Source organism: Actinocrinis sp., assembly GCF_035938995.1.
Lineage (GTDB): Bacteria > Actinomycetota > Actinomycetes > Streptomycetales > Catenulisporaceae > DASZGI01.
In genome coordinates this window covers 1-11,300 of sequence record NZ_DASZGI010000026.1, presented here as the reverse complement: position 1 = coordinate 11,300, position 11,300 = coordinate 1, and the positions used below count along the sequence as shown (strand labels likewise).

11 protein-coding genes and 1 pseudogene are annotated in these 11,300 nt (G+C 70.6%); 7 read left to right on the top strand and 5 right to left on the bottom strand.

Going from position 1 to position 11,300, the window contains the following annotated elements:
• Positions 1-632 (bottom strand): HAD hydrolase-like protein (locus VGZ32_RS01575; RefSeq protein WP_326883944.1); only part of this gene is annotated, 632 nt, incomplete at its 3' end.
• 316 nt (positions 633-948) lie between these two features.
• Here VGZ32_RS01575 and VGZ32_RS01570 point away from each other — a divergent pair.
• Positions 949-1,278 (top strand): hypothetical protein, encoded by a 330-nt coding sequence (locus VGZ32_RS01570; protein ID WP_326883943.1) that lies wholly within the window; start codon positions 949-951, stop codon positions 1,276-1,278.
• A 246-nt stretch (positions 1,279-1,524) separates the two neighbouring features.
• Here the strand turns inward: VGZ32_RS01570 and VGZ32_RS01565 are convergent, their stop codons facing one another.
• Both VGZ32_RS01565 and VGZ32_RS01560 read right to left on the bottom strand, forming a co-directional pair.
• Positions 1,525-2,178 (bottom strand): NUDIX hydrolase, encoded by a 654-nt coding sequence (locus VGZ32_RS01565; protein WP_326883942.1) that lies wholly within the window; start codon positions 2,176-2,178, stop codon positions 1,525-1,527.
• Positions 2,179-2,254: 76 nt separating this feature from the next.
• The gene (locus VGZ32_RS01560; RefSeq protein WP_326883941.1) at positions 2,255-3,955 is read right to left on the bottom strand and encodes a CTP synthase; all 1,701 of its coding nucleotides are present in this window, start codon (positions 3,953-3,955) and stop codon (positions 2,255-2,257) included.
• A 287-nt stretch (positions 3,956-4,242) separates the two neighbouring features.
• On the opposite strand from VGZ32_RS01560, the gene aroH reads away from it, so the two are divergent.
• From aroH to der, 5 genes and pseudogenes are all read left to right on the top strand, one after another.
• Positions 4,243-4,605: a chorismate mutase gene (gene aroH, locus VGZ32_RS01555; RefSeq protein ID WP_349263444.1), complete on the top strand. Its 363-nt coding sequence runs from the start codon at positions 4,243-4,245 to the stop codon at positions 4,603-4,605.
• A gap of 29 nt (positions 4,606-4,634) precedes the next feature.
• Positions 4,635-5,720, top strand: coding sequence for a prephenate dehydrogenase (locus VGZ32_RS01550; RefSeq protein ID WP_326883939.1), 1,086 nt, complete (start codon positions 4,635-4,637; stop codon positions 5,718-5,720).
• A 79-nt stretch (positions 5,721-5,799) separates the two neighbouring features.
• Positions 5,800-6,477 carry a (d)CMP kinase gene (gene cmk / locus VGZ32_RS01545; RefSeq protein ID WP_326883938.1) on the top strand — a complete coding sequence of 226 codons (678 nt, stop codon included), beginning with the start codon at positions 5,800-5,802 and terminating at the stop codon, positions 6,475-6,477.
• Positions 6,477-6,878, top strand: a pseudogene (locus VGZ32_RS28545) (lysophospholipid acyltransferase family protein); the annotation flags it as partial. The gene cmk and the pseudogene VGZ32_RS28545, both read left to right, overlap by 1 nt.
• A 307-nt stretch (positions 6,879-7,185) precedes the next feature.
• Positions 7,186-8,649: a ribosome biogenesis GTPase Der gene (gene der / locus VGZ32_RS01540; RefSeq protein WP_326883937.1), complete on the top strand. Its 1,464-nt coding sequence runs from the start codon at positions 7,186-7,188 to the stop codon at positions 8,647-8,649.
• Between the two features lie 2 nt (positions 8,650-8,651).
• Here der and VGZ32_RS01535 read toward each other — a convergent pair whose 3' ends face one another.
• Positions 8,652-9,353 carry a DsbA family oxidoreductase gene (locus VGZ32_RS01535; RefSeq protein ID WP_326883936.1) on the bottom strand — a complete coding sequence of 234 codons (702 nt, stop codon included), beginning with the start codon at positions 9,351-9,353 and terminating at the stop codon, positions 8,652-8,654.
• An 80-nt stretch (positions 9,354-9,433) separates the two neighbouring features.
• Between VGZ32_RS01535 and VGZ32_RS01530 the strand changes: the two genes are divergently transcribed.
• Complete coding sequence (locus VGZ32_RS01530) at positions 9,434-10,576, top strand: GNAT family N-acetyltransferase (RefSeq protein ID WP_326883935.1); 1,143 nt, start codon at positions 9,434-9,436, stop codon at positions 10,574-10,576.
• Positions 10,577-10,583: 7 nt separating this feature from the next.
• On the opposite strand, the gene VGZ32_RS01525 is transcribed toward VGZ32_RS01530, so the two are convergent.
• On the bottom strand, positions 10,584-11,138 hold the full coding sequence (locus tag VGZ32_RS01525) for a dihydrofolate reductase family protein (RefSeq protein WP_326883934.1): 555 nt from the start codon (positions 11,136-11,138) through the stop codon (positions 10,584-10,586).
• Between the last annotated feature and the right edge of the window lie 162 nt (positions 11,139-11,300).

The window sequence follows — 11,300 nt, the reverse complement described above, 5'->3', positions numbered from 1 at the left end:
CCGGCGGCGGTGAGCACGGCAACGCTGCTCGAACCGGTAGCCACAGCCACGGCCACCGCGCCGTTGTCGTGCGCGCCCTTCACGTCGTGAGGCGTGTCCCCGATCACGATGGCGTGCTCTGGCTTGAAGCCGTGGCCGTATTTGGCTTCAGCCCGCTCGATGGCTAGGCGGACCAGCACTGCGCGGTCGCTGCTGTCGTCGCCGTATCCGCCCACTTCGAAGTCGATGAAGCTTTCCAGGCCGAAGGCTTCGAGCTTGGTCGCGGCGACGTCGGGGAGGTTGCCGGTGACGAGCGACTGCACGGCGCCGTTCGCCTCGAAGAGGGTCAGGGCCTCGTGGACGCCTGGCAAAGTGCTTCCGTGCTCGCGTATCTGGCCTTCCATCGAGCGCGCCGTCACAGCGATTGCCGTGTAGAAGGCGTCGAACGAGTGGACCGGTTCCACCCCGTTCAGCGCCAGCGCCTCCCTGACGATGGCTTGCTCGGTCCGTCCCGCCATGTCCGGGAGGTGTAGCAGGGGCCTGCCGATGACCTGAGTGAAGGCGCGCGCGTAGATCTCCTGGCCCACGCCCGTGATGGTTACCAGCGTGTGGTCGATGTCCCAGAGGACGAGCAGCGGCACGGCTTCAGGCATGGGGTGATCCTCGCATGTCCGGGCGTCGGCAGGGTGAGAGCCATGCGCCTTGTGTATGTCGTGCGCGGGACGCGTCGGATGGCGGCGAGCGGCATGCGGTCTGTGGAGCCGCTGTTGCGTCGTTCTCGCTGCGTGGGTGGGGTAGCGGGCTAAGGTCGGACGGTGGCTCAGGACTGGAGCAACTTCGCGGTTGTTGTCGGCAGTGCGTCGGGCGCGCTGACGGGCCTTTTGTTCGTCGCCGTGTCGCTGAACCGCTGATCGCATCGCCGGGCATCCCACGCTGCGCGGCTTAGCGGGCCAGACGCTCGTCCTCTTCATGCTTCCGCTGCTGCTGTCGTTTCTGCTGGTGCTCCCCGGGGCGTCGGCGACGGGGCTGGGCGTAGGTCTGGTCGCGGTGGCGATCGTCGTGGGTGTCGTGTTCGTGCTTATCGGGCGTGCGAAGGAGACGACCGACCCCGGCGCGCAGGAGCGGCTGGCCCAGATCGTCGACCGGGTCAGCCCGAACCTGGCTGTCGTGGTGCTCACTCTGGTGGGGGGAAGCCTGCAGCTCGCGGGTGATGACGGCCTGTACTGGGTCGCCGCATCCAGTGTGCTTTCGCTGGTTGGTGGCGTCCTCAATGCGTGGCTGTTCCTGACTCGCACCTAGTACCGACGATTGTGCACAGCGCGTGCTTCAGGCCGGAAGCGCGCAGTGGGGTGGTGGCTGATAGCGTCCGGGCGCCGCCATTGAGCGCGAACGGGCCGAGAGCTTTAGATAGCACCGCACGGCCCTGGAGCGGAGCGAGGAGCCGTGCGGTGCGTGATGCGCGGAGCGCCCAGGCCGCGGAGCGGAGGGCGGGTGGGGGCCTCAGTTCCGGCGGACGCCGGGCCAGCGGCAGGCAGTGGCGGAGCGTCAGAAGGGGCGGGCGGACCAGGGGGCGTTGCCGGGGCGGAGTCCGTCAAGGCCGTCGGGGAGGCTGAGGGCGGTGGCGAGGGCGAGGGTGCCGACCACCATCGCTCCGCTGCCGACTTTGCCTGCCAGGACGGCGTCGGTCAGCATCGTGCGGTCGAGCCATGCCGGGCGCAGGCTTTTCTCCTCGCCCTGCCTTTCGAACTGCTCGCCGTCTGCGGGTGCGATGCCTCTCGCGAGGAAGACACGCATCGCCTCGTTTGATGAGCCTGCTGTGTTGTAGTAGTCCGCCAGTACGTTCCAGCGCTTGGCTGCCAGGTGCGCTTCTTCGTAGAGTTCGCGCTTGACTGCTTCGAGGGGGGTCTCGCCCTCGGCGTCGAGGAGGCCGGCCGGCAGCTCCCACAGCAGGCGGCGCACCGGGTGGCGGTACTGGCACAGCGACAGCACCACGTCCCGCTCCTCGTCGTACACCAGGGCCCCGACCGCGCCGGGGTGCAGGGTGTACTCGCGGTCCGCCTCGGTGCCGTCCTCCATGCGCACCCGCTCGCGCCGGTACACGGTGATGCCGCCGTGGGCCAGATCCTTCCCGCCGAGCACCGGCCAGTTCGCCGGAAGGTCCTCGATCGGCTCGGACAACTCCTCGATGTGAAACGTCATATGGGGGATGGTACGCAGTGGGGGAGGAGGGTTGCTGGTGCTTCTGGTGCGCGCCTCCTGCTATGTCCGCGTTCTGCTACTTCTCCTTCTGCGTCTTCGAGCGGCGTTGGACGGCGGCGGCGACGAGGCCGGTGAACAGGGGGTGCGGGCGGGTCGGGCGCGAGCGCAGCTCCGGGTGTGCCTGCGTGGCCACGAAATACGGATGGATCTCCCGCGGCAGCTCGATGAACTCGACCAGGCGGCCGTCCGGCGATGTACCGGAGAAGACCAGCCCGCCGGCCGCGATCTTGTCCCGATAGGCGTTGTTGACCTCGTAGCGGTGCCGGTGCCGCTCCTCGATCTTGTCCGTGCCGTAGAGCTCACGTACGAGAGAACCCTCTGCGAGGGTGGCGGGGTACAGGCCCAGGCGCATGGTCCCGCCCAGGTCGCCGTCCCCGGACACGATGTCCACCTGGTCGGCCATGGTCGAGATGACCGGGTGTGCAGTCTGCTCGTCGAACTCGGACGAGCCGGCGTCCTTGATGTCGGCCAGGTGCCGCGCCGTCTCGATCACCATGCACTGCAGGCCCAGGCACAGGCCGAGCGTCGGCAGCTTGTTCTCGCGCGCGTACTTGACCGCGTTGATCTTGCCTTCGATGCCGCGCACGCCGAAGCCTCCGGGCACGCACACCGCGTCCACGTCGGCCAGTCGCCGCGCCGCGCCCGCGTCCGTCTCGCAGGTGTCCGACGCCACCCACTTGACCTTGACCCGGGTGTCGTTGGCGAAGCCGCCCGCGCGCAGCGCCTCGGTGACCGACAGGTACGCGTCCGGCAGGTCGATGTACTTGCCCACCAGCGCGACGGTGACCTCGTTCTTCGGACGGTGCACCCGGCGCAGCAGCTCGTCCCACGCCCGCCAGTCCACGTCGCGGAACGGCAGGTCGAGGCGGCGCACGACATAGGCGTCCAGGCCCTCGGAGTGCAGCACCTTCGGGATGTCGTAGATCGAGGGGGCGTCGGCCGCGGTCGCGACCGCCTCCTCGTCCACGTCGCACATGAGCGAGATCTTGCGCTTGATCGAGTCCGGGATCGGCCGGTCGGCGCGGCACACGATCGCGTCCGGCTGGATGCCGATCGAGCGCAGCGCGGCCACCGAGTGCTGCGTCGGCTTGGTCTTCAGCTCACCGGACGGGCCGATGTACGGCACCAGGGAGATGTGCAGGAAGAAGCAGTTGCCCCGCCCGATCTCGTGCCGCACCTGCCGGGCCGCCTCGAGGAAGGGCAGCGACTCGATGTCCCCGACCGTGCCGCCGATCTCGGTGATCACGATGTCCACGGGCGCGCCGCCCACCTCGACGTCGTCCATGGCCAGGATCCGGGCCTTGATCTCGTTGGTGATGTGCGGGATGACCTGCACCGTGTCGCCCAGGTACTCGCCGCGCCGCTCCTTGGCGATCACGGAGGAGTACACCTGACCGGTCGTCACGTTCGCCGAGCCGTGCAGGTCGGTGTCCAGGAAGCGCTCGTAGTGGCCGATGTCCAGGTCCGTCTCGGCGCCGTCGTCGGTGACGAACACCTCGCCGTGCTGGAACGGGTTCATCGTGCCGGGGTCGACGTTGAGGTAGGGATCCAGCTTCTGCATGGTGACCCGCAGCCCGCGCGACTTGAGCAGCGCGCCGAGGCTGGACGCGGTCAGCCCCTTGCCGAGAGACGAGGCGACGCCCCCGGTGACGAAGAGATGCTTGGTGGGTCGGCCGGACGGATGCTTCGCGGCTGAAGACCTGCTGGACAGTGCCAACGTGGGGCTCCCGTGGTCGTTACGAGCGATTGGCCGGGTGGCGCTCGGCCGGTCATCCACGGGCTACCAGCGTATCAGCGATCCGGGCCTCGTCGCGTCCTGCCGCGGTCGACTTCTGCGCGTCTAACAGGGCGTCAGGCTGCGACGATAGGTGCGCGCCGGGGTGCGATAGGCGGGCCTCGTCTCGCCAAATGGACTCACGCGTTCCGCCATGGCGGCGTACGCGCCACCCTGGATAGGCTCAAGCAGGACAGATGACCAACCGGCGAGCTCAGGAGGCGATCGCCATGGCGGTACGAGCGGTACGCGGCGCGGCGCAGGTCGACGCCGACGAGCGCGATCTGATCCTCAAGGCGACGACCGAACTGGTCACCGCGCTCTTCGAGGCGAACGGGCTGACCCCGGACGACGTCATCTCCATCGTGTTCACCGCGACTCCGGACCTGATCAGCGAGTTCCCCGCACTCGCGGCGCGCGAGCTGGGCCTGGTCGACACCCCGCTGCTGTGCGCGACCGAGATCGCGGTGCCCGGGGCGCTGCCCCGGGTGGTGCGCATCCTGGCCCACGTCGAGACGATGCGCTCGAAGCAGGAGGTCCAGCACGTCTACCTCGGCGGCGCCACGGCGCTGCGCCGCGACATCGCGCAATAGCGTCGGACCCAGCGGCGGGAGCAGCCAGAATGCGTACAGCGGCGATCATCGGCACCGGGCTGATCGGCACGTCGGCGGCGCTCGCGCTCAACCGGCGCGGGGTCCGGGTCTACCTGGCCGACCGGGACGAGGACACCCTCCGCACCGCCGCGTCGCTGGGCGCGGGCGAGGTCGGGGCACCGCCCGAGCGGGTCGACCTGGCAATCGTCGCCGTTCCACCGGCATACGTCGCCGACGTGCTTGTCGAGGCGCAGGGACGCGGGCTGGCCCGCACGTACACCGACGTCGCCTCCGTTAAGGCCGACCCGCAGCACGCCGCCGCCGCGCGCGGCGTCGATCCTGAGACGTACATCGGCGGCCACCCGCTCGCCGGGGTCGAGCGCTCCGGTCCGCTCGCCGCCCGCGCCGACCTGTTCGACGGCCGGCCCTGGGTGCTCACGCCCGCGAGCGCCACCGGCCGCGAGGCCCTGAACCGGGCGCTGGAACTGATCTCGTTGTGCGGCGCCGTCCCCGTCGTCATGGACGCGGCGGAGCATGACCACGCGGTCGCGCTCATCTCGCACACCCCCCACGTGGTCGCCGCGCTCATGGCGGCCCGGCTCGAGCACGCCCACGAGGACGCGGCCAGGATCGCGGGGCCGGGGGTGCGCGACGTGACCAGAGTCGCCGGGGGAGACCCGCGCCTGTGGGAGGAGATCCTGACCGCGAACTCGACCGCGGTCGCCGATGTGCTGGAGGATTACGCGGCCGACCTGGCGAAGGTCGTCGCGGCGCTGCGCGCGCTGGGGGCGCAGGACCTGGAAAAGCGGGGCACCGGCCGAGCCGATCTGGTCGACCTTCTGCGGCGGGGCAACGCGGGCCAGTCGCGCATCCCGGGCAAGCACGGCGCGCCGCGCGCGAACTACGTGGCGGTCGCGGTGGTGCTCTCCGACGCACCGGGCGAACTGGCCCGGCTCTTCGCGGCGGCCGGCGCCGCGGGAGTGAACATCGAGGACGTGCGGATCGAGCACTCGCCGGGCCAGGCGGTGGGCCTGGTCACCCTGCAGGTCGCGCCGGACTCGGCGGACACGCTGGCCCAGCGGCTGACCGAGCGCGGCTGGGACGTGCAGCGCTGAGCATCTGACGCGGTCTTGGCGACCTTCGCGCACCGATAAGGTTGTCCGGATCGAGTACTGCGGCGGCAGGAACAGGGGCGTGGGCGTGGCGGACAGGGCGATCGTGGTGGCGTTGGACGGGCCATCCGGATCGGGAAAGTCGAGCGTGTCGAGGGGTGCGGCGGCCCGGTTGGGGCTGCGCTATCTGGACACCGGCGCCCAATACCGCGCCATGACCTGGTGGATGCTGCAGGCCGGCGTCGACATCGCGGACCCGGCCGCAGTGGCCGCGGCCAGCGCCAAGCCGCGCGTCGAGTCGGGCACCGATCCGGCGGATCCGGCGATCTGCGTGGACGGCGAGGACGTGGCGGTCGCGGTTCGCTCCGCCCGGGTGACCGCGTCCGTGTCGGCCGTCGCGGCCGTCCAGCCGGTGCGCGACCGGCTGATCACGCTCCAGCGGGAGATCATCCGCGCGGCTCTGGCGGACGGCATCGGGATCGTCGTCGAGGGGCGGGACATCGCGGACGTGGTGTGGCCGCAGGCGCAGTGCAAGGTCTATCTCACGGCGTCGGCCGAGGCCCGGGCGGCACGGCGCAGCGCCGAACTGGCCGACGTGGCTGCGGACACCCTGGCCGCCCTGTCCCGCCGGGACGCCGAGGACGCGAAGACCACCCGGCCGCTCGACGCCGCACCGGGGGCCGTGCTCGTGGACGCCACGAACCTCACCCTCGCCCAGGCCATCGACCGCGTCGTCGATCTGGCTCAGGCCGGGCGCTGATGAGCGCCGCCGCCCCTGCACGCCACAGCGTCGATCCCCGCGGCGCGGTGCGGGCGCGCCGGATCGGGCCGTTCGTGCTGCGGCCGTTCTGGCGGATCCGGCTGCACGGCCGGGAGCACGTCCCGGCCACCGGACCCGTCATCCTGGCCGGAAATCACTCTGGATTCCTCGACGGCCCGCTGATCGTCGGCCTCTCGCCCCGTCCGGTGCACTTCATGGTCAAGCGCGAGATGTTCCGCGGACCGCTCGACCCGGCGCTGCACTGGCTCGGCCAGATCAGCGTGGACCGGGCCGCGACCGACCGCGCCGCGGTACTCGCGGCGCTCGGCGCCCTGGAACAAGGCGGCGTGCTCGGGGTGTTCCCCGAAGGCACGCGGTCCGCCGGGGACTTCGACACCATGCACAATGGACTGGCGTACTTCGCGCTGCGCTCCCGGGCTCCCGTGGTGCCGGTGGCGTGCCTCGGCTCGAGCGAGCGCGGCCGCTCGATCCGCGCGCTGCCGCGGTTTCGGGCCCGCATCGACCTGGTCTACGGCCCTCCGATCGACCTCGGTCCGGCAGCCGTGAGCGGCAAGGCCGGGCGCGGTGGTCGAGGCGAGCGAGACGCTGCGCGCGGCCTTGCGCGCACACGTCGAACAGGCGCGCCGCGCGACCGGCCGGGCGGCGGCCGACGCGCTCCAGCACGAAACAACGTAAGGACGACCGGGCATGACTGTGGAACACGACGCGTTCGACGACGACTTGGACGCGCCGTTCGACCCGAGCGAGTTCGTCGACGAGTTCGGCAACGCCGAGCCGCTGCCGGACGGCTTCGACCAGGACGGCGCGCAGTCCGGCGCGTCCGCGCCGCTCCCCGTCCTGGCCGTGGTGGGGCGCCCCAACGTGGGCAAGTCGACGCTGGTCAACCGGATCCTCGGGCGGCGCGAAGCGGTCGTGCAGGACGTGCCCGGGGTCACCCGCGACCGGGTCTACTACGACGCGACCTGGGCCGGACGGCGGTTCACCGTGGTGGACACCGGCGGCTGGGAGGTCGACGTCGAGGGCATGGACGCGCGCGTCGCCGAGCAGGCCGAGATCGCGGTCGAACTGGCCGACGCGGTGGTGCTCGTGGTCGACGCCACGGTCGGGATGACGAACACCGACGAGGCGTTCGTGCGGGTGCTGCGGCGGGCGAAGAAGCCGGTGGTCCTGGCCGCGAACAAGGTCGACAACCAGCAGCAGGAGCTGGAGGCCGCGTCGCTGTGGTCGCTCGGCCTCGGCGAGCCGCACCCGGTCTCCGCGATGCACGGCCGGGGTAGCGGCGACCTGCTCGACGCGGTGCTCGCCGCGCTGCCCGAACCGCCCGCGGACACGGTAGGGGTAGTCGGCGGCGGACCGCGCCGGGTGGCGCTGGTCGGCAAGCCCAACGTGGGCAAGTCCTCGCTGCTGAACAGACTCGCGGGGGAGGAGCGCGTGGTCGTGGACGCGGTCGCGGGCACCACCCGCGACCCGGTCGACGAGCTGATCGAGCTCGGCGGCAAAACGTGGCGCTTCGTGGACACCGCAGGCATCCGCCGCCGCGTGCACCAGACCTACGGCGCGGACTACTACGCGTCGCTGCGCACCGCCGCCGCGATCGAGAAGGCGGAGGTCGCAGTGGTGCTGATCGACGCCAGCGAGCGGATGGCCGAGCAGGACACCCGCATCGTCTCGAAGGTCATCGAGGCCGGACGGGCGCTGGTGATCGCCTACAACAAGTGGGACATGCTCGACGAGGAGCGCCGCTTCTACCTAGAGCGGGAGATCGAGCAGGACCTGGTGCAGGTGACCTGGGCGCCGCGGGTGAACATCTCCGCCCAGAGCGGACGGCACATGGAGAAACTGGTCCCGGCGATCGAGGCGGCGCTGGAGGGCTGGGACACCCGCGTGTCCACCGCGAAGCTCAACGCCTTCCTCGGCGCGCTGGTGGCCGAGCATCCGCACCCGGTGCGCGGCGGAAAGCAGCCGCGGATCCTGTTCGCGACGCAGGCCTCGACGCGGCCCCCGCGGTTCGTGCTGTTCGCCTCGGGATTCCTCGAGGCCGGATACCGGCGCTTCGTCGAGCGGCGGCTGCGCGAGGAGTTCGGCTTCGTCGGCGCGCCCATCGAGATCTCGGTGCGGGTGCGCGAGAAGCGCGGCCGCACCAAGAAGTAGCGTCAGACCTCGCAGGTTCCGTCCGCGCACGCGTCCGCTTCGCTTTCCCCAGCATCTTCACGAACGCTGACGCCGGGCTCGGCGGCCACCTGCTCCAGGACCTGCAGGAAGGTGCTCGCCTCCTGGGCGCCGGACACCGCCCACGTGCCTTCGAAGACGAACGTCGGCACGGACGTGATGCCGAGCGCACGGGCGTGAGCGATCTCTTCGCGAACCGCCTTGGCACCCTCGTCCGAGGCCAGATACGCGGCGGCGCGCTCGCGGTCGATCCCGACCTCGGCGGCGAGGTCGGCGAGCTGATCGAGATCGCCCACGTTGCCACCGTTCGCGAACCGCGCGGCGAAGAGTTTTTCCTTCAGCTGCGCCTGAGTCGTCGGGCCGTACTTGAGGGCGGCGAGGCGCAGCAGCCGGTGGCCGTTCAGCGTGTTGACGTGGAGGGCGTCGTCGAAGTCGAACGCGATGCCCTCCGCCGCGCCGATCTCGGCGACGCGCGCGTCCATCGCTGCCGAGCCAGGGCCGTAGCGACTGTCGAGATAGGCGCGGTGCGAGGACGCCTGTTCGGGAGCGCCGGGATCGAGCTGATACGGGCGGTAGACGACCTCCACCGAGTCCGCGTCGGGGAACGCGGCGAGCGCGCGCTCGAACCGATGCTTCCCGATGTAGCACCAAGGGCAGGCGATGTCGCTGTAAATCTCAACCTTCACGTCCACTCCAACAGGCTGTCCTCCGCGAATATTCCTGACTGCGCAGGAAGCTTGGTGTCTGCGAGGCATATGATCGCGTAATGGGGTTGGAGCGACGCGCCGCATTCAGCGTGTTCATGGTCGGCGAGGGGAACGTGGCCGACGCGCCGCGCCCTTCCGGCGAAGTCCTCGCCCCGATCGCGTCCCTCCTCGTGGCCGCCGCCGCGCGGGGCGAAGCGCTCGGCCTCGCCCCGACCGTCACCGAACGCGAATACCGCGCGTATCTGGCGGATCTCCTCGCCGAGGCCGGCCGCGGCGACGCCGGGCTCGCCGTCGCGGTGCGGGCCGAGGGAAGCGTGATCGGGACCGCACAATGGCGGCGCAGCCCTTATCCGACGCGCCGGGTACACGCGGAACTCGACCGCCTGGCCGTCGTGGAGAACGCGCGCGGAGCCGGGGTGGCGCGGACCCTGATCGAGGCCGTCGCGGCCGACGCGCAGGCGCAGGGCGTCGAAGTGCTCAGCCTCGAGGTGCGCGGCAACAACCACGGCGCGATCGCCGTCTACGAAAACCTCGGCTTCCGGCGCACCGGCCTGCTGCCCAACGCCGTCGCCGTGGAGCGGACCCGGCACGACGTGCTGACCATGTGCCGCGAGCTCGACCGCCCGGCCGGACTCGACCTGCTCGGCTCATTCCCGGCCGGCGCCGGCGCGAGCCTGCCGCGCGGCGTCGCGCGCGGCCTGTACTGGCAGCGCACCGAACGACTGCTGCTGTGCCGCCCGAGCCCCACCGACGCCGACGCGTACTTCGCCATCAACGCCGACCCGGCCACCAACGTGCACAACCCCGCCGGACCCATGATCGACCCGACGGCCGCCGGCCCCGTGCTCGAGCTGTGGGCCAGGCACTGGCGCGAGGAGGGCTACGGGTACTGGACCGTGCGAGACCCCGCATCGGGCGAAGTGCTGGGTTTCGGCGGGGTGCGCCCGCCCCTGCGCGGCGAGGAATTCATCAACCTCTACTACCGCTTCCGCCCAAGTGCCTGGGGCAACGGCTACGCCACCGAAATTGGCCGCGCCGCCATGGCCCTGGCCGCTAAGGCGTCCCCCGGCCGCATCGTCGTGGCGCTGATACGCCCCAAGAACGAGCCCTCCATCAACGTGGCCCGACGCCTCGGCATGCAGCTGGAAGGCGAAGTCGAGCGAGACCTCGGCAAGTTCCTCCGCTTCTCCCTCGTACCCTGAGGTCGCTTCAGGCGGCGGCCTCGGCGACCTTGGGCGTGTAGATGAGCAGCAGCACGCCACTGGCGAAACGCCGCACATCCGCCAGTGTCAGGTGCGGAGCGTCCTTGATCTCCTCGAAGAGGTGCTGGCCCACTCCCACCGCGACGGGCGTCAGCAACAGGTGGAACTCGTCGATCAGGTTGTTCGCCATGAGCGGCTCGTCCAGCGGGCCGTTGCCGTATTTGACGAGGTGGCCTCCCGGCCGGCGCTTGAGGTCCGAAACGAATTCGACGACGTCGCCGGGGATGATCGTGGCGTTCCAGGCGGCCTCTTTCAGCGTCGTGGACGCGACGAACTTAGGGATCGCGTTGATCCGGTCGACGAACGGGGTCGAGGCCATGGCCGGGTAGGCGGCCGAGAGCCCCTCGTAGGTGCGGCGCCCCAGCAGCAGCGCGTCGGCCGACTCCAGCAACTCGGTCGCATAGTGCATGTGGTCGTCGTCCAGATAGGGGAACGCCCAGTTCTGCGGCGAGCCGATCTCTCCGCCGAGCGAGACGTGCGTGGACTCGATCAACTTCCTCATGAAGCCCGGACCTCCTTGTGCCCGTTCGGGTCATACCCGCTAACTGTGCGCTCGTCCAGGCATCCAGTGTGAATGATGCCCCGCCGCGGGGACGGGAGGACCCGATAAGCCGTTGCACGACGGCGCGGCGCCCGACAGAATGCCTTGCCCCGCTGTGACGAC